We start from the raw sequence: 20,341 nt of genomic DNA, 5'->3' as shown, positions 1-20,341 counted from the left end.
GCCAGGTATGCGCTTTGCGCATGGCTGCATCCCACATAATGCAGTAGCTCAATGCCGGCGCGCCAGCTACAACAACGCCTTCGCGCGAACATATAATCCTATAGGACTGTCTGATGCCCCGAGCCTTGCTGGCAAGCTTTGCCAATCGCCTCGCCATTCCCGATCTGCGCTGGGTGCCAGATGAGGGACTGACCTTCTCACGCCTGCGGATTGAGCTGCTGTCCGGTCTGACGGTTGCCCTTGCACTGGTGCCCGAGGCGGTGGCCTTTGCCTTTGTGGCGGGCGTGCACCCGTTGGTCGGTCTCTACGCTGCGTTTTTGGTGGGTCTGATCACGGCATTGATCGGTGGGCGACCGGGCATGATCTCGGGCGCGACCGGCGCGCTTGCGGTTGTCATGGTGGCATTGGTGGCCGAACACGGGGTCGAATACCTGTTCGCGACCGTTGTTCTTATGGGAATCCTTCAGGTCATTGCCGGAGCCATGCACTGGGGGCGTTTCATTCGTCTGGTGCCGCATCCGGTCATGCTGGGCTTTGTGAACGGTCTGGCCATCGTGATCTTTCTGGCCCAGATGGGACAGTTCAAAGTGCCCGGAACCATGGAAAACACCGGTCATGGACTGAGCGGCGGCGAATGGTTGTCCGGGATGCAGCTTTACACCATGCTGGGTCTTGTCGGGCTGACCATGGCAGTGATCTGGATCATGCCGCGTATCACGCGCATCATCCCAGCGCCTCTGGCCGGTATTCTGGTGGTCGCGGCAATCGTGATCGGATTTGGCCTTGATGTGCCGCGCGTCGGCGATCTGGCATCGATCGAAGGCGGTCTGCCTGCGTTCCATGTTCCAATGGTTCCTTTGAACTGGGAAACCTTTGAGATCATTCTGCCTTATGCGGTCATTCTGGCCGCCATTGGCCTGATCGAATCCCTGCTGACCCTGAACCTTGTGGGTGAGATCACAGGCAAGCGCGGCGGGGCCTCTCAGGAATGCATCGCACAGGGCGCGTCGAATATCGTGACCGGATTTTTCGGTGGCATGGGCGGTTGCGCGATGATTGGCCAGTCGATGATCAACGTGAAATCCGGCGGGCGTACACGTATTGCCGGTATCGCGGCAGCGCTTTTCCTGCTGGTCTTCATCCTGTTCGCGTCACCCCTGATCGAGCAAATCCCGCTGGCCGCGCTGGTTGGCGTGATGTTCATGGTTGTGATCGGCACCTTTGCGTGGAACTCGTTCAAGATTCTGCGCAAAGTGCCAATGACCGATGCCTTCGTCATCGTTCTGGTCACCGTCGTAACGGTGATGGAGGACTTGGCCGTTGCCGTCGTGGTCGGCGTCATTGTCTCGGCGCTGGCCTATGCCTGGAACAATGCCAAGCGCATTCATGCGGTTACGCGTGAATCCGAGACTGAGAAAGGCGCGAAGGTCTATGAAATTCAGGGGCCGCTGTTCTTTGGATCCTCTGACGGATTTATCGAACTGTTCGACGTCCCGAACGATCCCGAAACCGTTATCATCGATTTCGCCGAAAGCCGCGTGGTGGATCAGTCCGCCCTGCAAGCCATCGAAAACATCGCCGCAAAATACGAGGCGGCAGGCAAACGGGTCATGCTGCGTCACCTGAGCCGCGACTGTCACAAACTGCTGAACAAAGCGGGACACCTCATGGTCGACAGTGATGATGATCCGGACTACGAGCTGGCGGTAGATTACTCTGTCCGCACCGGTATTCTGGGCGGGCACTGACTTCGAAAGGCGGCCAATCGGGCCACCTTTTTCAAGGGCCCAAGCGCTCCAGCTTATCGATATCTCCCGTCAGCAGAGCGCTTTCGGCTTCGGCGATCAGTTCGACTGGCCAGTCCCACCACTTCAAAGAAAGCAGCCGCTCGATTGTGTCGGCGTCAAACCGGTATCGCCGTACCTCGGCAGGATTGCCCGAGACGATCGCATAAGGCGGGATGGTTCCACGCACGACTGAACCCGCGCCGATTATCGCTCCGTCACCGATATTGGCTCCGGGCAGGATCAACGCGCCATAGCCGATCCAGACATCATTGCCTATCACGGTGTCCCGAAAGTCCGGCTGGTATTCCAACATCTGTTCCGGATCGAAAACTGGAAAGGGAAAGCAGGTTATCCCATCCATCGCATGATTTGCCGAGGCTGTCACAAAGCGGACGCCGTGGGCAATTTGGCAAAACTTCCCCAAAATCAGCTTTTCGCGCGAAAACTCGAACAGATAAGGGGCCAGCCGATTGGCCCAATCCTCGGGTTCGTCAAAATCTGATGCGTAAGTGTAATCTCCCACCTGAATTCTGGGGTGGTCGATCACTCGTGACAGAAAGGCCGTTCCTTTGTGTTCCGTGCCGTCAGGCAGAGTGACAGGATATCGGCGCGCAGCGTCAGGCGGGGGCATCAGTCATCCGGTCTCGAAAGGCTGAACAACTCGGAAACGACAGAGTAATCGCGATACCCGAGCCGCGCCAAAGGTTGGAACGAGGTCACGTCGAACATGCCATCCCGAATATGATCGTCGTGCAGGTGTACACCTGTCACTTCGCCAAACACCACCCGATTGGCTTCACCGGGCAGCGTGACGATCTGCGTCAGCTTGCATTCCAACGCAGCCGGGACCCCTTCGATCCGTGCGCAGGGTATGGTTTCGCATTCTATGGGTGAAAGCCCGGCATGCGAAAACTCATCAACTTCTTTCGGCAACCCGGCGGAACTTGCATTCATCGCGTCCCGATGCGCATGGGCCACGACATTCACGCAAAACACGCCCGTAGCCGCGATATTGGCGATGCTGTCCTTGCCGACGCTCTGATCCTGTTTGGTGCCGGTCGAGGCAAACATGACCTGCGGTGGCGTATAGGCGACGCCGTTGAAAAAGGAATAGGGCGCCAGATTGTTGATCCCATCCGCATCCCGTGTCGAAATCCAGCCAATCGGGCGTGGCGTGATGATGGCGTTGAACGGGTTGTGCGGCAATCCGTGGCCGTCTTCGGGGCGATAGAACATCTGAACTCCAAGCGTTTGCCCAAGGCGTAGCGAAGTGCTAGGGCGATTGCCAGCAAGTAAAAGAGGGCAGGGTGCAGCAATTCGGGATCAGGCCGGAAGAGCCGGACGACTGGTGGGAGGTCGAAGCCCTGTATGACCTGTGTTTTGCGCCGGGTCGCGAGGCCTTGTCGTCCTACCGCTTGCGTGATGACGTGCCGCCGGTTGCGGGCTTGTCTATGGTCGCGCGCGACGGTCAGGGGATTCTGGCCGGTGCGATCCGGTTCTGGCCGGTTCATGTCGGTGATCACGATGCTCTGCTGTTGGGGCCGGTTGCCGTGCACCCCACCCACCAAGGTGAAGGCCTGGGCGGATATTTGATACATGCAGGAGTCGAGGCGGGGCGCACACGCGGTTGGCAAAGGGTCATGCTGGTGGGGGATGAGCCCTATTACAGCCGGTTCGGTTTCACACGATTGCACGCGGTCGAGATGCCTCCGCCCACCAACCCTGACCGGGTTTTGGGGCTGGAACTGGTGCCCGGCGCCTGGTCCGGGGTTCAGGGTGCGGTAACGCGTTGGGGCCGCTGACCTATTGAAACCATGCTGCGCAGCGCCGATGTTGGTAGGCAGGAGGGCGTGAATGCAGAACGTTGTTCTTGTTGAAAACGTGGATACCGAGGCCGAACTGGATCGTTTGGCGGACCACTACCGATCCGCCGGAGGGGCTGGCGTGAAACTTCTCAACAAACTTGGGGGGTCAGCCGAGTCATTGCTGGAGCAATTGCCCGAACCCGTTCGGAATGGCCTGACAGGCGCAACCGAACAGGCGTTATGGCTGGCGATGCATGCGGCCGAGGGCTCGCGGCGCGCGGTTCCTGATCAGCAGCCCTGGGTCAACACCGCGGTGACGACTGCCATGGGTGCGGCCGGGGGGCTGGGCGGCGTTTCGACAGCCCTGATGGAGCTGCCCGCGACAACCGCGATGCTGCTACGCGCCATTCAGGGGGCCGCCGCGCGCGAGGGGTTTGATCCCTCTGCCGAAAACGTAAAGTTCGATTGCGTCCGCGTTTTGTCGGCGGCAGGACCATTGTCGCATGATGATGGGGCAGATCTGGGTTTTTTCTCGGTCCGGCTGACGCTGACCGGACCGGCCATGCAACGCCTGATTGCCGCCGTTGCGCCGCGCTTTTCGATTGTACTGGGGCAAAAGCTTGCAGCCCAGTCCGTTCCTGTGCTGGGGGCATTGGCCGGGGGTGGCACGAATTATGTCTACACGCGCTATTACCAACAGATCGCGCGCGTGCATTTCGGTTTGCGCCGACTGGCAATTGACGCTGATATTCCCCATGACGATCTGGCGCGGCGGCTTTCTGCCCGAATGTAGGCGATATCCTGATCGACGCGAGTGACTTGGCGCGTGATACATCATGTGGTATGGTTGCAGGCGTCGGCCTCTAGATCGGGTGGGCTTGCGAGTTTGGATGGCTGACGTTTGACCGAAAGGGAGCGTCGCTCGATGAATGCAGGATTGTTGCTTCATGACCTTCCAAAAGCTGTAAGGCAGCCAGTTTTGCGGCAATCCTCGGCTTTGTGTTTCCGGATCAAGCGCGGCCGTCCCAAGATTTTGTTGGTCACGACACGCAAGTCACGGCGATGGATCATACCCAAAGGATGGCTCATCCCCGGTCTGAGCCCGCAGGAAACCGCTTTGCAAGAGGCTTGGGAAGAGGCGGGCGTATCTGGACGGATCAACGGGGCGCGACTGGGGCAGTTCCTGCATCTCAAGCACCATTCGAACCGGCCCCCATCCTTGTGTCTGGTGGATGTTTTTCCAGTGCATGTAAGCGCTGTGTCGCCAGACTACCCGGAAAAGACCGAGCGTCGGCGCAAGTGGTTTTCGCCGAAAAAAGCGGCGCTAAAGGTCGATTCTGATGAGCTTGCTGAATTGTTGCGCGACTTTAAGCCGTACTCACATTAAAGTAGCATCTGATAGGCTTGATATTGTCATCTTGATCGGTATCTATTCGCCAATCGTTCTTTTTTGGACTGAACATGATTCAATACGCGTTGAAATGCAGCGAAGGCCACAGTTTCGACAGCTGGTTCCAATCCGCCGCAGCCTATGACAAGCTGGCCTCTGTGGGTATGGTCACCTGCGCGGTTTGCGGGTGCACGCAGGTCGAGAAAGCGGTCATGACGCCACGCGTCCGCCCGGCGCGGAATGCACGTAAGAAAAGTGAAATCCGTTCCACCCCTGAAGAAAAGATCGACGTGGCCACCCCATCGCCTGAAATCGAGAAGGTTTTGGCCGAAATGCGCCGCCACGTCGAAGAAAACTCGGATTATGTAGGGAAAGATTTCGCCAGCGAGGCGCGCAAGATTCATCTGGGCGAGGCTCCGGAACGTGCGATTTACGGAGAAGCCAAGCTGGATGAGGCGAAATCCCTGATCGAAGATGGCGTGCCGGTGGCTCCGCTGCCGTTTGTTCCAAGCAGAAAGACCAATTGATCATGCACGTCATGATCACCGGCGCCAATCGCGGCATAGGGCAAGCCCTGGCACAGCGTTACGTCAACCGAGGGGACAAGGTCACCGGGACGGCGCGCGACGGCAGCATGCAGGTGCGTCTGGATGTGTCCGATCCCGTGCAGCAATCAGCCATGGCAGAACAGTTGAAAGACCAGCCCATCGACCTGCTGGTCTGCAACGCTGGCGTGTATTTGGACAAGGGGCATTCGATCGATGGCTACCCGGCCGACATGTGGGCACACAGCTTTGCGGTAAATGTCACGGGAGTCTTTCTGACGATACAGACACTGTTGCCCAACCTGCGCGCGGCGGGTGGCAAGATCGCGATCCTTTCGTCGAAAATGGCGTCGCACACGCTTGCGCCGGGTGGCAGTTACATCTACCGCGCGTCCAAGGCGGCGGCTCTGAACCTTGGACGGAACCTGGCGATGGATCTCAAAGAAGACGGGATTGCCGTCGGCATCTATCATCCGGGCTGGGTTCAGACGGATATGGGCGGTGCAGCGGCCGATATCGATGTGGATCAGGCCGTATCCGGCCTGATCGAACGATTTGACGCCCTGTCGCTAAGCACCACGGGTTGTTTTGAAACCTATGACGGGCAACCGCACGCCTATTGAGAGGTCAATGCGGCTTTGGGGATTTCGAAGACCTCTCCGGGCTCAATGTAGACCACCATCATATCGCCGCGCGTTTCATGTGAGATTTTCGAGGTCGAGTTGCTGGAGTCCGGCACGCCATCCTTGAAATAGATATTGCGCACTTGCCCGCCACCCAGGGCCACCGCGACCGTTATGTTTCCGTCATCATGGCGGCGCAGTTCGGCGTGGCAGCTTTGTACCGGATCACCGGCATTTGCCGCGCAGGGAATTGTGCCCAGCGCGTTCTTGCCGTCCGTCCCGGCGACACTCGCGACCTGGGCCAGTGCCGGCGATGACATTACTGCAAAGGCAAGGGCTAGGCGAAACATGAAGAACCTCTTGATCTGGTTGATGTCCTTAGGCTGACATCGCGCCAGTGCAATGTAAAGCGGCCCTGCGCCGCAGGGGCGACCGCTTTGCGCTCTTGCCCTTGCGGTGCCCCTCGCTTATGAGGCACGGAACTTCTAATCCAAGGCGCGGAGACTTTTGCCCCCATGCCCGTACTCGTAATGAAATTCGGCGGCACATCGGTCGCCAATCTGGACCGCATCCGCCGCGCCGCCAAACGGATCGGCGTTGAAGTCGCCAAGGGCTATGACGTGATCGTCATCGTCTCGGCCATGTCGGGCAAAACCAACGAGCTTGTGGGCTGGGTGAACGAGACATCGCCACTGTTCGATGCGCGCGAATACGATGCCGTCGTGTCCTCGGGCGAGAACGTGACCGCTGGCCTGATGGCCCTGACCTTGCAGGAAATGGACATCCCCGCGCGCAGCTGGCAGGGCTGGCAGGTGCCGCTGCTGACCACCAGCGCGCACAGTCAGGCGCGGATCGAGGAAATTCCGACCGAGAACCTGAACCAGAAATTCAGCGAAGGCATGCGCGTGGCCGTGGTTGCCGGGTTTCAGGGCATCAGCCCGGAAGGCCGGATCACGACATTGGGCCGGGGTGGGTCGGATACAACGGCCGTTGCCTTTGCGGCAGCCTTCGACGCCAAACGCTGCGACATCTATACGGACGTTGATGGCGTCTATACCACCGATCCGCGCATCTGCGAAAAGGCCCGCAAGCTGGACCGCATTTCGTTCGAGGAAATGCTTGAACTGGCGTCGCTTGGTGCCAAGGTGCTGCAAACACGCTCGGTCGAACTTGCGATGCGGTACAAAGTCAAACTGCGCGTTCTGTCAAGCTTTGAAGAACAATCCGATGAGGCCGGCACGCTGGTCTGTGACGAGGAGGATATCATGGAATCCAATGTTGTGGCCGGTGTGGCCTATTCCCGCGACGAAGCCAAGATGACCGTTGTTTCCGTGGCCGACCGACCGGGCATCGCCACGACCATCTTCTCGGCGCTCAGCGAAGAGAGCGTGAATGTCGACATGATCGTCCAGAACATCTCGGACGAGGGTCGCACGGACATGACGTTCTCGTGCCCCACGGATCAGGTTGCTCGCGCCGAAAAAGCGCTGCTGGCGATCAAGGAAAAGGGCGAGCTGAACTATGCCGAACTGGTTGCAGACACCGATGTCTGCAAGGTTTCGGTTGTGGGAATCGGGATGCGCTCGCAATCGGGCGTGGCGGCCAAGATGTTCAAGGTGCTCTCGGATGAGGGGATCAACATCAAGGTCATTACAACCTCCGAGATCAAAATTTCCGTCCTTGTGGATCGGAAATACATGGAACTTGCTGTTCAGGCACTGCATGATGCCTTTGAACTGGACAAGGCGGCCTGAGCTTATCGGCCAAAGGTATCGCCTGACACACTAAATCGGTTGGGCCATGTCAGACGGCACGGAAACAGAATCCCGCAAGCTGCTGCGGCGGTTGCGCGAAGAAATGGCGAGCGAAGCCGCCGGTCAAGAACGTCTTGACCGGATCACGCACCTGATCGCTGACAGTATCAGGGCCGAGGTGTGTTCCATCTACCTGTTTCGCGATGAAGACACGCTGGAACTTTGCGCGACCGAGGGGCTGTCTCCGGAAGCGGTCCATAAAACCCGGATGCGCATGGGCGAAGGTCTTGTGGGGCGGGTTGCCAAGTTCGGCAAGGTCGTCAACACCGCCGACGCGCCGTCGGCCAAGGGCTTCCGCTACATGCCGGAAACCGGCGAGGAACGGTATTCCTCTTTCCTGGGTGTGCCGGTTCAACGCCTTGGGGAAAAGCTGGGCGTTCTGGTCGTCCAGTCCCGCGAGGCGCGCGAATTTTCCGCCGATGAGGTCTATGCGCTGGAAGTGGTCGCCATGGTGCTGGCCGAAATGGCCGAGCTTGGCGCCTTTGTCGGCGAGGGTGCGGCCCTGTCACCCCTGCACCAGCAATCGGTTCTGCTGCGCGGCGGTCCGGCACAGGAAGGATCCGCCGAAGGGCATGTCTGGCTGCACGAACCCCGCGTGGTTGTGACCAATCCAATTGCCGAAGACCCGCACCGGGAACGCGAACGTCTGGTCGAAGCGGTGGAAGAACTGCGCGTCGGTGTCGACAAGATGCTCGAAATTTCGCAGGGCGGCGACAAGGAACAGCTGAAGGTTCTGGAAGCATACCGTATGTTCGCCAATTCCAAAGGCTGGATGCGGCGGATGGAGGAAGACATAGCCCTGGGGCTCAGCGCCGAAGCCGCGGTGGAGAAGGAACAATCCCAGGCCCGCGCGCGCATGGGGCAGGTCACAGATCCTTACTTGCGTGAACGTCTTGCGGATCTGGACGATCTCAGCAATCGCCTGCTGCGCATCCTGACCGGGCAAGGCAAGACGGACAGTGCCGATCTGCCACCCGATCCGATCCTGATCGCGCGCAATATCGGCCCCGGCGACCTGCTGGAATACGGACGGGCGCTGAAGGGGATCGTGCTTGAAGAAGGTTCAGTCGGCAGCCATGCCACCATAGTTGCAAGGGCGCTGGCTATTCCTTTGGTCGTGCATGTGGGCCGGATCACCACCGAGGCCCTGAACGGAGATCACATTTTGGTCGATGGTGATCAGGGTGTTGTGCATCTGCGCCCGGAAGACAGCGTGGTCAGTGCTTTCCGCGACAAGATCGCGATGCAGGCCAAGGCGCAGGAACGTTATGCGTCGATCCGCGAAACTCCCTGCGTGACGCGGGACGGATCGCGGATAAATCTGGTGATGAATGCCGGTCTGATGGCCGACCTGCCTTCGCTTGGCACCTCGGGCGCCGAAGGCGTTGGCCTGTTCCGCACAGAACTGCAATTCCTGATCCGCAACCAGATGCCGAAACGGTCGGAACTGGTCAGCCAGTATAAGCGCGTTCTGGACGCGGCGGGGGACAAAAGGGTGGTATTCCGCACACTCGATATCGGGTCGGACAAGGTTCTGCCCTATATGAAGCACGTGGCGGAACCAAACCCGGCGCTGGGCTGGCGCGCCATTCGTGTCGGTCTGGACAAGCGCGGCGTCATGCGAATGCAGTTGCAGGCCCTGCTGCGCGCCGCCAATGGCCGACCGCTGACCATCATGTTCCCCTTTGTCGCACAGGCCGAGGAATATCGTGACGCCCGCTGGGAAGTGAACAAAACCATCGAGCGGGAAAAGCGATTGGGCCATGTCCTGCCCGAAACGCTTGAAGTGGGCGCGATGCTGGAAACCCCGTCGCTGGCCTTTGCGCCGCAGAAATTCTTTGACGAGGTGGACTTCATTTCAATCGGTGGGAACGATCTCAAGCAGTTCTTCTTTGCCGCTGACCGTGAAAACGAACTGGTCCGCCGTCGTTATGACACACTGAATGTCAGCTTCCTGAGCCTGATGGAGCGCATCGTCGAACGCTGCGATATCTCGGACACCCCGCTCAGCTTCTGTGGTGAAGATGCGGGCCGCCCGGTCGAGGCGTTGTGCCTAGCGGCGATGGGGATTCGGACGCTGTCGATGCGTCCCGCCTCGATTGGCCCGGTCAAAAGCCTTCTGTTGCGGTCCAATCTGACGGAGGTTCGCAAAATCATCGCTGACGCGCGCCACCGCGGAGAACAATCGGTGCGCCCCGCGGTCATGGACTGGCTGCGCCATCAGACCTGATGCGCAAAACGGCACGGTTTCTTCAAACTGTGCTTGATTTTTCATGAGCGGCTTTCTAATAGACTTGCAATGTTAGCGATAACATATCAGGTTTTGCGGGTTTTCACGCCGTGCTAAGCTGATATCGGCAACCTCAGAAGGAGCCTGTGATGGTTTCACGCGTAATTCCGGTAGAGCCATTTGATCTGGTGCTTTTCGGTGCGACCGGCGATCTGGCGCAGCGCAAAATCCTGCCGGGCCTGTACCATCGCTTCGAGGTCGGGCAAATGCCCGACGACGCGCGGATCATCGGCACGGCACGCTCGGATATCGACAATGACGGGTTTCGCGATCAGGTTCGCAAATCGATGCAACAGTTCGCGCCCGGCTTTTCCCAAGAGACATTGGATCGGTTCCTTGCCCATGTCGAATACGTGCCCGTGGACGCTCTGGGTGAGGCCGGGTGGTCTGACCTGAAAGAGCTGATGCGCGATGACGTCGTGCGGGCCTTTTACTTGTCCGTTGGTCCAAGCCTGTTTTCGGGTATCGCGCAGCGGCTGCATGACGCCGGTCTTGCGACACCGGACAGCCGCATCGTCGTCGAAAAACCTTTTGGGCACGACCTGGCCTCGGCGAAGGCGCTGAACGAGGGCTTACGTGCCTGTTTCGAAGAACATCAGATTTACCGGATCGACCATTATCTGGGCAAAGAGACCGTGCAGAACCTGATGGCGCTGCGCTTTGCAAACTCGCTGTTCGAACCGCTCTGGAATTCGACCCATATCGATCACGTGCAGATCACGGTGGCCGAGACCGTAAGCGTCGAAGGGCGCGGGGCCTATTACGATCAGTCCGGCGCGATGCGGGACATGGTCCAGAACCATCTGGTGCAGTTGCTGTGTCTGACCGCGATGGAGCCGCCGTCGAAATTCTCGCCCAACGCGGTGCGAGATGAAAAGGTCAAAGTGATCGAAGCGCTGGAGCCCGTCGCCCAATCCGACATCGCGCGCGGCCAGTACCGGGCCGAAAAGGGCGAGGGCGGTTATGTCGATCATGTCGGCAACCCCGCCAGCCGTACCGAAAGTTTCATTGCGCTCAAGGTTCATATCGGCAACTGGCGCTGGGCAGGTGTGCCGTTCTATCTGCGCACTGGCAAGCGCCTGCGGGCCCGCGAATCCGAAATTGCGGTGTTCTTTCGTGACCCACCGCATACGATTTTCCCCAATGTCGGCCCGCTGCACGGAAACGTATTGGTGATCCGGTTGCAACCTGATGAAGGCATCACCTTGCGCACCACGATAAAGGACCCGGGGCCGGGAGGCTTCCGGCTGTCGGACGTTGCGCTTGACATGAGCTTCGCCGATGCGCTTGGGGACGAAGCGCAAGCCCCCGACGCTTATGAGCGGCTGATCATGGATGTCATCCGTGGCGATCAGACATTGTTCATGCGCGGGGACGAGGCCGAGGCCGCCTGGGCCTGGGTCGATCCCATCATTCAGGGCTGGGAGCAGCGCGGAGACCGCCCATCCCGGTATGATCAGGGCAGTTCAGGCCCCGAAGAAGCATTGATGCTGATGCATCGCGATGGGCGTCGCTGGCGTCAGATCGGAGGGTAATCATGGTTCACTCAGTCATTTCCGATGTCACCAGACGGATCATCGACCGCAGCGCCGATCTGCGCGGCCCACATCTTGAACGGATGGAACAGGCCAGATCCAAAGGTCCTGCCCGTGCGCATCTGTCCTGTAGCGGTCAGGCCCACGCCTATGCGGGTGCAGGCGAAGATCAGCAATCGATGGCCACCGGTACCGCCGGCAATCTGGGCATCGTCACCGCCTATAATGACATGCTTTCGGCCCATCAGCCGTTCGAACGGTATCCCGCCCTGATCCGCGACGCGATCCGCGCCGCCGGAGGAACGGCACAGGTGGCAGGCGGTGTGCCAGCCATGTGCGATGGTGTCACCCAGGGCGAAGCAGGGATGGAGCTGTCGCTGTTCTCACGCGATGTGATCGCACTGGCGACCGGTGTGGCGCTCAGCCATAACACGTACGACGCGGCCGTGTTCCTCGGGGTTTGTGACAAGATTGTCCCCGGTCTGATCATCGGCGCGCAGGCCTTTGGCCATCTGCCAGCCGTGTTCCTGCCCGCAGGACCGATGACCAGCGGCTTGCCGAACGACGAAAAAGCCAAGGTCCGACAGAAATTCGCCGCCGGAGAGGTGGGCCGCGAAGAACTGATGGCGGCCGAAATGGCAGCCTATCACGGCCCCGGCACCTGTACCTTCTACGGCACCGCCAATACCAACCAGATGCTGATGGAGTTCATGGGCCTGCACCTGCCGGGCTCCAGCTTCGTCAATCCGAATACCCCGTTGCGCGATGCCCTGACCGAGGAAGGCGCGCGGCGTGCCCTGTCGCTCAGTGCGTTGGGCAACAGCTATACACCAGTTTATCAGGTTCTGGATGAACGCGCCTTCGTCAACGGTATCGTGGGCCTTATGGCGACCGGTGGGTCAACCAATCTTCTGATCCACCTGATCGCCATGGCGCGCGCCGGTGGCATCGTGCTGGACTGGCAGGATTTTTCAGACATATCCGCAGTCGTGCCGCTGGTCGCGCGGGTTTATCCCAACGGTCTGGCGGATGTGAACCATTACCATGCGGCCGGCGGCCTAGGGTACACGATCGGAACGCTGCTTGAAGATGGCCTGCTGCACCCTGACACGCTGACCGTCGCGGGGCAGGGGCTACACAACTATACCAAGGAACCCAAGCTGATTGATGGTGAGCTGATCTGGCAGGACGGCGCGGGTCACAGCCTGAACGAAAAGATCCTGCGCCCGGCCAAAGACCCGTTCCAACCCACAGGTGGCCTCTCGCGCCTGACAGGAAATCTGGGCACCGGGGTCATGAAAGTATCAGCCGTCGCGCCAGAACATCAGGTCGTCGAAGCCCCCGTGCGCGTGTTTCACGGTCAGGATGAAGTCAAAGCCGCATTCAAGGCCGGAGAGTTCACTGATGACGTCATCGTCGTGGTCCGCTTTCAGGGGCCAAAGGCCAATGGGATGCCTGAACTGCATTCGCTGACACCTATCCTGTCGATTTTGCAGGGCCGTGGACAGAAAGTGGCACTGGTCACAGATGGCCGCATGTCGGGTGCATCCGGCAAAGTACCCGCCGCCATCCATGTCTGCCCCGAGGCACTGGACGGCGGGCCCATCGCCTGCCTGCAAGACGGTGACATCCTGCGTGTCGATGCGGTCAACGGCGAACTGGAAATCCTGACCAATGGGGTTTTGGACCGGTCCCCTGCCACCGCCGACCTTTCCGCCAATCAACACGGTGTCGGGCGCGATCTTTTCGCTGCGTTCCGGCAGAATGTCGGGTCCGCCGACACTGGCGCCAGCATATTCGGAGCGTAAAAGATGTCCAAAACTCAACGCACCCGCGAAATCTGTGCCCTGGCGCCCATTGTTCCCGTGCTGGTCGTCGATGACGCCGCACAGGCCCGCCCTCTGGCCGAGGCGCTGGTCGCCGGCGGCTTGCCTGCGCTTGAGGTGACCTTGCGCACCCCGGCGGCGCTGGATGCAATCAAGGCCATGTCCGAAGTGCCCGGCGGCGTGGTCGGTGCAGGCACGCTGGTCACGCCCGATGATGTCCGGGCTGCCAAACAGGCCGGCGCGCTGTTCGGGGTTTCCCCCGGCGCCACGGATGCCCTGATCGCGGCGTGCGAAGCCGAAGGCCTGCCGCTGCTGCCCGGAGCCGCCACGGCAAGTGAAGCGATGGCGTTGCTGGAAAAAGGCTATGACATGCTGAAGTTCTTCCCGGCCGAAGCCTCAGGTGGTGCACCTGCGCTGAAGGCGATCGGCGCGCCGCTGCCACAGATCAGCTTCTGTCCTACGGGTGGTGTGTCCGCCTCCAATGCCCGCGACTACCTGTCATTGCCCAACGTGATCTGCGCCGGCGGCAGTTGGGTCGCGCCGAAGCAAATGGTCGAAACCGGCGACTGGGCCGGGATCGAAACACTTGCGCGCGAGGCATCGAAGCTGGCGGATTGACGCTGCGCGACCCCTCGGTAATGTGGGTGTCAATTCATACAGGTTGACCCCATGACACAGACAGTTTCCCTTTCCCAGGGGCGGGCATATTTGGCCATTCCGGGCCCTTCGGTCATGCCGGACGCGGTTTTGCAAGCCATGCACCGCCCGTCGCCCAACATCTATGATGGCGAACTTATTGATATGATGCCCGGCCTGACGCGCGATCTGTGCCGGGTTGCCGGTACAAAGCACAACGTTGCCATCTATATCGCCAATGGCCACGGCACGTGGGAGGCGGCGCTGTCCAACGTGATCGCCCCCGGCGAAACCGTTCTGGCCCCGGCCTCGGGCAGGTTTACCCATGGCTGGGCCGAAATGGCCGAAGGGGTCGGGGCAAAGGTACAGTTGATCGATTTCGGCACCTCTTCAGCCTGGGATTTCGACCGGATCGCAGATGCGTTGCGTGCGGATCAAAGTCACCAGATCAAGGCGGTTCTGGCGGTGCACGTGGATACATCCAGTTCGATCCGGAACGACATCCCGGCGCTGCGCAGGCTTCTGGACGACTTGCAGCACCCGGCGCTGTTGATGGCAGACTGCATTGCTTCGCTGGGCTGTGACAGGTTCGAGATGGATGGCTGGGGCGTGGATGTCACAGTTGCCGCTTGCCAAAAAGGCCTGATGACCCCGGCGGGCATCGGCTTTGTTTTCTTCAACCAGAAAGCACAAGCCAAACGGGCCACCATGCCGCGCGTTTCGCAGTATTGGGACTGGCAGCCGCGCGCTAACCCGGACCTGTTCTATCAGTATTTCAACGGCACCGCACCCACGCACCACCTCTACGGCCTGCGCGCCGCGCTTGATCTGATCCATGCAGAGGGGATCGAACAGGTCTGGGCCCGCCATGAGCGCCTGGCCAATGCCATCTGGGCGGCCTGTGAGACCTGGGCCGAAGGCGGCATGTTGCACCTGAACGTCGCCGACCGTGCCTTTCGCAGCCACGCCGTCACTGCTTTGCGGTTGACGGAAGGTCGCGGCACGGGCCTGCGTGGGTTCACCGAAACCCGGTTGGGTCTGACACTGGGCATCGGCCTTGGGATGGAGGACTATGACAGCTGTTTCCGTCTCGGCCACATGGGGCATATCAACGGGCAGATGGTCATGGCGATTCTGGGCGGTGTGGAAACGGGCATGGCTTCACTTGACATATCGCGTGGCAAGGGGGCCCTCGAAGCCGCCGCCGCCGTGCTGGCCGCCTGACATTCTACGGGCGTCTCCGCCCGATCCGCCTCTTCATCTGGCCAACAATATCCCCGGGGGGAATCGCGCCGTGGCGCGATGGGGGGCAGACAGCCCCCCTTTGCTGTCCGGCCGGGCGGATAGGGATCAATCAGCCCAACCGCGCAACCGCAAGCGCCTTGGGCAAAGCGGCGGCGAACGCGTCCAGATCAGACGCCGGGCCACAACTTACCCGAATGCACCTGTTCTGCGGTGCCGCGAACGGCATTCGGGCAAAAATCCCCTGCGCCACCAGGGCGTCCAGCACGGCCTTGGCAAAAACCCCGTCGCGCCCGCAGTCAATCGCTACGAAATTGGTGGCCGAAGGCAGGACCGCCAATCCGTTTTCCCGGGCAATCGCGCCGATCCGCTCACGCGCCTCTGCGATCTGTGCTTGGATATGCTCCAGCCACGCGCCATCCTGCAAAGCCGCCAAAGCCCCGGCCTGCGCAGCGCGGTTCATGCCGAAATGGTTGCGCACCTTGTTGAAGGCCGCGATCAGATCCGGCGTGCCCATGGCATAGCCAACCCGCGCACCCGCCATGCCATATACCTTCGAAAAGGTTCGCATCCGGATCACGCGCGGATCACCAGCACTCACAGGTGCAGCCGTCCCCTCGGGTGCACATTCCACATAGGCCTCATCCAGAACCAGCAGGCACCCATCAGGCAAGGCATCCATGGCGGCCACGATGTCCGCGCCGGTATGCCAGCTGCCCATCGGATTGTCCGGATTGGCCAGATAGACCAGCTTGGCACCAACCTCAGCAGCCTTGGCAAACAGGGCCGAGGGGTCCTCGTGGTCACCTGAATACGGCACCTTGTGAATCACCCCACCGAACCCGGCCACATGATAGTTGAAGGTCGGATAGGCCCCATCCGAAGTGACAACGGCATCCCCGGGCCCGACGATCAGCCGCACCAGATAGCCCAAAAGCCCATCAATCCCTTCGCCCACGACGATATTTTCCGGCGATATGCCATGATGGTCGGCCAAGGCATGACGCAGGTCATGGTTTTCGGGGTCGCCATACATCCAGATATCTGACGCCGCTTGTGCCATGGCCTCGATCGCGCGGGGGGACGGTCCGAAAATGCTCTCGTTGGCTCCCAATCGCGCAACAAATGGCGTGCCACGTTGACGCTCTTGCGTTTCGGGGCCCACAAAGGGCACGGTGGCGGGCAGGGTTTGGGCAAGCGGGGTGTATCGAGGTCCGGTCATGTCCGCAGATAACCCCAAGCCCGATCAATGAGCAAGCACGCACCATGTTTGGGCGCGCTGTAAAAGAGATTTGAAAAAGGAGCGCAGATGCGCATTTTCGTTGCCGTTATTCTCCTGGGCCTCGCCTATCTTCTATTTTGGCCCGTCCCGGTTGAACCTGTTGCCGTCGAGATGCCGGAAGATGCCGGATTCACTGGGGATTTCGTTGAAAATACAGCACTGGACGCAGCGCAGCTGATCCGCCTGCCGGGGGAAGAGATCGGCCCTGAAGACATCGCCGTCATGCCCGATGGAACGGTCTACACGACCAGTCTGTCAGGTACCCTTTACCGCATCGACGGGGCGGATCCGGTTGCAGTTGACCAGCTTGGCGGGCGTCCGCTGGGCCTCAAGGCCGGACCGGATGGCGCGCTTTACATCGCCGACAGCTATCGGGGCGTGATGCGCTGGACCGGTCCGGGCACGTTGGACAGGGTGGTGAGTGACATCAACGGCGCGCCGGTGATCTACGCCAACCAGTTGGACGTGGCGCAGGATGGCACGATTTACTTCTCGAATTCATCTGATCGCTTCGACCCGGAAACCATGGGCGGGACCAAACCGACCTCTGTCCTCAGCATCTGGGAACAGTCCGATACAGGTTACGTCGCGCGCCGTACTCCCGATGGCAGCACCCAGAAGATCGCCGAGGGGTTTGTCTATACCAACGGTGTCGCGCTTTCACCTGACGAGGATTTTCTGCTGATCGCGGAAACAGGTCGCGCGCGCGTGCACAAGCTGTGGCTGACCGGACCAAAAGCAGGGCAACAAGAGATCCTGCTGGCAAACCTGCCCGGCTATCCCGACAACCTCGAGGCTCAGGGCGACGGCACCTATTGGATGGCCTTCGCCAGCCCGCGTGTCCCGTCCGAGGCACTGATGCCGTACCCGTTCCTGCGTAAGGTGATCTGGCGATTGGGTCCGGCAGTACGCCCCGCGCCGATCCATCGTGGCATGATGGTGCAGTTCGACGGCGATGGTGCGATTCTGCGCACGCTACAGGACCCGCAAGGTCGCTTGGGCATCACGACCGGGGGCAAGATCGTGGGTGATCAGTTCTATGTCATGACCCTCGATTCCCCGTGGTTCGGACGAATGCCTGTCGGCGAAATGCCCTGACGTCGCAGTGGTATTCCGCACTCTGTCCGGGCATGTTTGCAGCAATTGAAATACCGGAGGTCCCCCATGTCACGCGTATCCGTTGCCTATCAAGACCACGTTGCCCATGTCACTCTGACCCGAGGCGACAAGATGAATGCGCTGGATGATGCGATGATCAAGGCGCTTCTGTCCGCCGGGCAAGAGGTCGCCGCATCGGATGCCCGTGCCGTGGTCCTGTCTGGTGAAGGCAAAAGCTTTTGCGCCGGGCTCGACATGGCAAGCTTTGCCAAGATGGCCCATATGGACCCAACGGAATGGCTGATGACCCGCAGTCATGAAGACGCCAACGAAATGCAGGAACTTGCCCTGATCTGGCGTCGCGTTCCGGTTCCGGTGATCTGCGCAATTCAGGGTGTGGCCTATGGCGGTGGCCTTCAAATCGCGCTGGGCGCGGATATCCGTATCGCGCATCCCGAGGCGAAACTGGCCGTGATGGAGATGAAATGGGGCATCATCCCCGACATGGGTGGTATGGTTCTGTTGCCTCGTCTGGTCCGGTCGGACGTATTGCGTCTGCTGACCTATACGGCCCGCCCGATCGGTGCGCCGCAGGCGGCCGATTGGGGCCTTGTCACGCAGCTGTCCGATGACCCGTTGACCGAAGCGTTGGCCATTGCCGAAAACATCGCCGGTCAAAGCCCTTCGGCCATCCGTGCCGCCAAGCGATTGATCGAAGTCGCCGAAACTCAGTCACGCGCAGACGTTCTGATGGCGGAATCAGCCGAGCAGGTGGAATTGATCGGCAAGCCCGACCAGATGGAAGTTGTCATGGCGCAGATGCAGGGCCGCAAGCCCGTGTTCAAATGATCACCGCATGAAAGACCGCCGCGCGTCGCGGGCCATGTTGTAGCGCATCTCCAGATCGGCGATACGAGCCATGGCGGCCTTACACTCGGCGGGGTCCGTCAGGGTCGCATAGTTCTGTCGCTCTGTGTCGAGCTGCTTTTTGATGGCGAATTCTTCCGGCAACACGCCTGCCTGCGCCATGATTCGATGGCCGGCGGCGGTGGCCGGATCGCTCAATGCCTCGGATGACCGGTCAGGCAGCGGTTGGCCTTCGCCCTCGAGGCCCTGCAACTGACCCTCGGCCTGGGTTTTCTTGATCTGGCGTTCGACCAGTTTTTCCAGTGCACCAAACATGCCACCATCATACGTGACCCGCAGGGAGGTTGAAACCGGCTATCTGACGCGTTGCGCAACCAGATAGGCGATGCCACCCGCCAACAGACCCCAGACAGCCGCGCCGAGTCCAAACGCGGTAATGCCGGATGCGGTGATGGCAAAGGTCAGGATGGCCGCTTCGCGTTCGGCCGGAACTTCCAGCGCGGCGGATGTGGCATTGGCCATCACCCCGATCAGCGCAACACCGGTCAGCGTGCCCATCAACAGTGGATCGGCATGAATTGCGAACCCAGTGATTGCCACGGCGAACACTCCGAACAGGCAATAGAATACCCCACCCATTACCGCGGACCAGTAGCGTTGTTCGGGGTCTGGATGGCTGTCTTCGTTGGAACACATCGCAGCGGTGATCGCCGCAAGGCAGGTGGCAGGGGCACCGAACGGAGAGGACAAGATGCTGGAAATGCCTACGGCCGAGAACAGCTTGCCTGTCTGCGGCGCATAGCCAAAGCTGCGGATCACCGCGATTCCGGGGATGTTCTGGGTCGCCATCGTGACGATGAACAGCGGCACGGCAATCCCGATGACCGAAGCCACAGAGAAGCCGGGCGTGGTCCAGACCGGAGCCGCGATCCATTTCGTCGGTGTCAGGGACGCGTCCCCGGCGTTCAGAACCACGACGACGGCCGCAGCAACAACCGCAGCCGGAACGGCAAACAGGCGGTTGATCCGGCCGGCGATGAACCATGTCAGGATCACAGGCAAGGCTTGCCATGGCATCTCGACCGCCGCCTGAAAGGGCAGGATACAGAGCGGCAGCAACACGCCCCCCAACATGGCCTGCGCCAAGGTCGTCGGTATCGCCGCAGCCAACCGCCCCAAAGGTCGCCAGAGCCCGGCCAACACAGTCAAAGCCCCTGCGCAAAGGAACGCGCCGGTCGCTTCGGCAAACCCCAATGCGGGTGTGGCGGAAACCGCCAGCAGGGCCGCACCCGGCGTGGACCAGGCCACGCTGATCGGCTGTCGGTACCACAGGCTCAGCACGATGGCAGTCAGGCCCATGGCGATCGCCGCCATCATCAATCCGGACGCCGCCTGCGCCGGGGATGCCCCCATCGCCGCCAATCCCTGCAATACAATCGGGAAAGAGCTGAAGAAGCCGACGATTGCCACAACCAGCCCGGTCGAGACTGTCTGGAGCGGTGGGGCTTTGTGCGTCATGACGGCCTCGGAATTATGTGTTCGCTGATTGCTAACAAGCGGGGGTAGGGTCGGGCAAGGTCTCATCGCGCACAACAAAACCC

The 20,341-nt window shown here is 60.4% G+C and carries 20 protein-coding genes; 14 read left to right on the top strand and 6 right to left on the bottom strand.

The window, feature by feature from the left end:
• Positions 1–113: 113 nt before the first annotated feature.
• The gene (locus AC2FF8_RS13925) at positions 114–1,748 is read left to right on the top strand and encodes a SulP family inorganic anion transporter (protein WP_257600236.1); all 1,635 of its coding nucleotides are present in this window, start codon (positions 114–116) and stop codon (positions 1,746–1,748) included.
• Positions 1,749–1,779: 31 nt separating this feature from the next.
• Here AC2FF8_RS13925 and AC2FF8_RS13920 read toward each other — a convergent pair whose 3' ends face one another.
• Positions 1,780–2,418, bottom strand: coding sequence for a CatB-related O-acetyltransferase (locus AC2FF8_RS13920; RefSeq protein WP_496879964.1), 639 nt, complete (start codon positions 2,416–2,418; stop codon positions 1,780–1,782).
• Positions 2,418–3,023 (bottom strand): flavin reductase family protein, encoded by a 606-nt coding sequence (locus tag AC2FF8_RS13915; RefSeq protein WP_170345018.1) that lies wholly within the window; start codon positions 3,021–3,023, stop codon positions 2,418–2,420. Before AC2FF8_RS13915 ends, AC2FF8_RS13920 begins: the two co-directional genes overlap by 1 nt.
• A gap of 71 nt (positions 3,024–3,094) precedes the next feature.
• On the opposite strand from AC2FF8_RS13915, the gene AC2FF8_RS13910 reads away from it, so the two are divergent.
• The 5 genes from AC2FF8_RS13910 to AC2FF8_RS13890 all read left to right on the top strand — a co-directional run bounded on the left by AC2FF8_RS13910 (position 3,095) and on the right by AC2FF8_RS13890 (position 6,150).
• On the top strand, positions 3,095–3,589 hold the full coding sequence (locus AC2FF8_RS13910) for a GNAT family N-acetyltransferase (RefSeq protein WP_257600237.1): 495 nt from the start codon (positions 3,095–3,097) through the stop codon (positions 3,587–3,589).
• 52 nt (positions 3,590–3,641) lie between these two features.
• Entirely contained in the window at positions 3,642–4,385 is a 744-nt protein-coding gene (locus AC2FF8_RS13905; RefSeq protein WP_170345020.1) for an EcsC family protein, read from the top strand.
• A 132-nt stretch (positions 4,386–4,517) separates the two neighbouring features.
• Positions 4,518–4,979 carry an NUDIX hydrolase gene (locus AC2FF8_RS13900; protein WP_496879963.1) on the top strand — a complete coding sequence of 154 codons (462 nt, stop codon included), beginning with the start codon at positions 4,518–4,520 and terminating at the stop codon, positions 4,977–4,979.
• 74 nt (positions 4,980–5,053) lie between these two features.
• Positions 5,054–5,509, top strand: a complete 456-nt coding sequence (locus AC2FF8_RS13895; protein WP_257600239.1) for a DUF1178 family protein — start codon at positions 5,054–5,056, stop codon at positions 5,507–5,509.
• A gap of 2 nt (positions 5,510–5,511) precedes the next feature.
• Positions 5,512–6,150: an SDR family NAD(P)-dependent oxidoreductase gene (locus AC2FF8_RS13890; protein WP_496879962.1), complete on the top strand. Its 639-nt coding sequence runs from the start codon at positions 5,512–5,514 to the stop codon at positions 6,148–6,150.
• On the opposite strand, the gene AC2FF8_RS13885 is transcribed toward AC2FF8_RS13890, so the two are convergent.
• Positions 6,144–6,500 (bottom strand): hypothetical protein, encoded by a 357-nt coding sequence (locus tag AC2FF8_RS13885; protein WP_170345024.1) that lies wholly within the window; start codon positions 6,498–6,500, stop codon positions 6,144–6,146. The genes AC2FF8_RS13890 and AC2FF8_RS13885 overlap by 7 nt on opposite strands.
• A 165-nt stretch (positions 6,501–6,665) precedes the next feature.
• On the opposite strand from AC2FF8_RS13885, the gene AC2FF8_RS13880 reads away from it, so the two are divergent.
• From AC2FF8_RS13880 to AC2FF8_RS13855, 6 genes are all read left to right on the top strand, one after another.
• A complete protein-coding gene (locus AC2FF8_RS13880; RefSeq protein ID WP_496879961.1) occupies positions 6,666–7,904 on the top strand; it encodes an aspartate kinase in 1,239 nt (412 codons plus the stop codon).
• 46 nt (positions 7,905–7,950) lie between these two features.
• The gene (gene ptsP / locus AC2FF8_RS13875) at positions 7,951–10,194 is read left to right on the top strand and encodes a phosphoenolpyruvate--protein phosphotransferase (RefSeq protein WP_170345025.1); all 2,244 of its coding nucleotides are present in this window, start codon (positions 7,951–7,953) and stop codon (positions 10,192–10,194) included.
• A 149-nt stretch (positions 10,195–10,343) separates the two neighbouring features.
• Positions 10,344–11,789 (top strand): glucose-6-phosphate dehydrogenase, encoded by a 1,446-nt coding sequence (gene zwf, locus AC2FF8_RS13870; protein WP_170345026.1) that lies wholly within the window; start codon positions 10,344–10,346, stop codon positions 11,787–11,789.
• A 2-nt stretch (positions 11,790–11,791) separates the two neighbouring features.
• Positions 11,792–13,597: a phosphogluconate dehydratase gene (gene edd, locus AC2FF8_RS13865; protein WP_174818384.1), complete on the top strand. Its 1,806-nt coding sequence runs from the start codon at positions 11,792–11,794 to the stop codon at positions 13,595–13,597.
• Between the two features lie 3 nt (positions 13,598–13,600).
• On the top strand, positions 13,601–14,233 hold the full coding sequence (gene eda, locus AC2FF8_RS13860; protein ID WP_496879960.1) for a bifunctional 4-hydroxy-2-oxoglutarate aldolase/2-dehydro-3-deoxy-phosphogluconate aldolase: 633 nt from the start codon (positions 13,601–13,603) through the stop codon (positions 14,231–14,233).
• A gap of 51 nt (positions 14,234–14,284) precedes the next feature.
• Positions 14,285–15,475, top strand: a complete 1,191-nt coding sequence (locus AC2FF8_RS13855) for a pyridoxal-phosphate-dependent aminotransferase family protein (protein WP_496879959.1) — start codon at positions 14,285–14,287, stop codon at positions 15,473–15,475.
• A 130-nt stretch (positions 15,476–15,605) separates the two neighbouring features.
• Here the strand turns inward: AC2FF8_RS13855 and AC2FF8_RS13850 are convergent, their stop codons facing one another.
• Positions 15,606–16,715 carry a pyridoxal phosphate-dependent aminotransferase gene (locus AC2FF8_RS13850; RefSeq protein WP_496879958.1) on the bottom strand — a complete coding sequence of 370 codons (1,110 nt, stop codon included), beginning with the start codon at positions 16,713–16,715 and terminating at the stop codon, positions 15,606–15,608.
• Between the two features lie 87 nt (positions 16,716–16,802).
• On the opposite strand from AC2FF8_RS13850, the gene AC2FF8_RS13845 reads away from it, so the two are divergent.
• Both AC2FF8_RS13845 and AC2FF8_RS13840 read left to right on the top strand, forming a co-directional pair.
• Positions 16,803–17,873 (top strand): SMP-30/gluconolactonase/LRE family protein, encoded by a 1,071-nt coding sequence (locus tag AC2FF8_RS13845; protein ID WP_496879957.1) that lies wholly within the window; start codon positions 16,803–16,805, stop codon positions 17,871–17,873.
• A 66-nt stretch (positions 17,874–17,939) separates the two neighbouring features.
• Entirely contained in the window at positions 17,940–18,722 is a 783-nt protein-coding gene (locus AC2FF8_RS13840; RefSeq protein ID WP_257600245.1) for a crotonase/enoyl-CoA hydratase family protein, read from the top strand.
• Here AC2FF8_RS13840 and AC2FF8_RS13835 read toward each other — a convergent pair whose 3' ends face one another.
• The gene (locus AC2FF8_RS13835; protein ID WP_496879956.1) at positions 18,723–19,055 is read right to left on the bottom strand and encodes a DnaJ family domain-containing protein; all 333 of its coding nucleotides are present in this window, start codon (positions 19,053–19,055) and stop codon (positions 18,723–18,725) included.
• 39 nt (positions 19,056–19,094) lie between these two features.
• Positions 19,095–20,258, bottom strand: a complete 1,164-nt coding sequence (locus tag AC2FF8_RS13830; RefSeq protein ID WP_496879955.1) for a benzoate/H(+) symporter BenE family transporter — start codon at positions 20,256–20,258, stop codon at positions 19,095–19,097.
• Positions 20,259–20,341 lie beyond the last annotated feature (83 nt).

The sequence above is a fragment of the Ruegeria sp. YTSA144 genome (assembly GCF_059610125.1).
The sequence above is the reverse complement of the archived record's forward strand: the minus strand, read 5'-3'. Positions and strand labels throughout refer to the sequence as shown.

Excerpts from the sequence above, each read along its gene's own strand:
- AC2FF8_RS13925 (WP_257600236.1), top strand. The coding sequence starts at position 114 with ATGCCCCGAGCCTTGCTGGCAAGCTTTGCCAATCGCCTCGCCATTCCC.
- AC2FF8_RS13920 (WP_496879964.1), bottom strand. The coding sequence starts at position 2,418 with ATGCCCCCGCCTGACGCTGCGCGCCGATATCCTGTCACTCTGCCTGAC.
- AC2FF8_RS13915 (WP_170345018.1), bottom strand. The coding sequence starts at position 3,023 with ATGTTCTATCGCCCCGAAGACGGCCACGGATTGCCGCACAACCCGTTC.
- AC2FF8_RS13905 (WP_170345020.1), top strand. The coding sequence starts at position 3,642 with ATGCAGAACGTTGTTCTTGTTGAAAACGTGGATACCGAGGCCGAACTG.
- AC2FF8_RS13900 (WP_496879963.1), top strand. The coding sequence starts at position 4,518 with ATGAATGCAGGATTGTTGCTTCATGACCTTCCAAAAGCTGTAAGGCAG.
- AC2FF8_RS13895 (WP_257600239.1), top strand. The coding sequence starts at position 5,054 with ATGATTCAATACGCGTTGAAATGCAGCGAAGGCCACAGTTTCGACAGC.
- AC2FF8_RS13890 (WP_496879962.1), top strand. The coding sequence starts at position 5,512 with ATGCACGTCATGATCACCGGCGCCAATCGCGGCATAGGGCAAGCCCTG.
- AC2FF8_RS13885 (WP_170345024.1), bottom strand. The coding sequence starts at position 6,500 with ATGTTTCGCCTAGCCCTTGCCTTTGCAGTAATGTCATCGCCGGCACTG.
- AC2FF8_RS13880 (WP_496879961.1), top strand. The coding sequence starts at position 6,666 with ATGCCCGTACTCGTAATGAAATTCGGCGGCACATCGGTCGCCAATCTG.
- ptsP (WP_170345025.1), top strand. The coding sequence starts at position 7,951 with ATGTCAGACGGCACGGAAACAGAATCCCGCAAGCTGCTGCGGCGGTTG.
- zwf (WP_170345026.1), top strand. The coding sequence starts at position 10,344 with ATGGTTTCACGCGTAATTCCGGTAGAGCCATTTGATCTGGTGCTTTTC.
- edd (WP_174818384.1), top strand. The coding sequence starts at position 11,792 with ATGGTTCACTCAGTCATTTCCGATGTCACCAGACGGATCATCGACCGC.
- eda (WP_496879960.1), top strand. The coding sequence starts at position 13,601 with ATGTCCAAAACTCAACGCACCCGCGAAATCTGTGCCCTGGCGCCCATT.
- AC2FF8_RS13855 (WP_496879959.1), top strand. The coding sequence starts at position 14,285 with ATGACACAGACAGTTTCCCTTTCCCAGGGGCGGGCATATTTGGCCATT.
- AC2FF8_RS13850 (WP_496879958.1), bottom strand. The coding sequence starts at position 16,715 with ATGACCGGACCTCGATACACCCCGCTTGCCCAAACCCTGCCCGCCACC.
- AC2FF8_RS13845 (WP_496879957.1), top strand. The coding sequence starts at position 16,803 with ATGCGCATTTTCGTTGCCGTTATTCTCCTGGGCCTCGCCTATCTTCTA.
- AC2FF8_RS13840 (WP_257600245.1), top strand. The coding sequence starts at position 17,940 with ATGTCACGCGTATCCGTTGCCTATCAAGACCACGTTGCCCATGTCACT.
- AC2FF8_RS13835 (WP_496879956.1), bottom strand. The coding sequence starts at position 19,055 with ATGTTTGGTGCACTGGAAAAACTGGTCGAACGCCAGATCAAGAAAACC.
- AC2FF8_RS13830 (WP_496879955.1), bottom strand. The coding sequence starts at position 20,258 with ATGACGCACAAAGCCCCACCGCTCCAGACAGTCTCGACCGGGCTGGTT.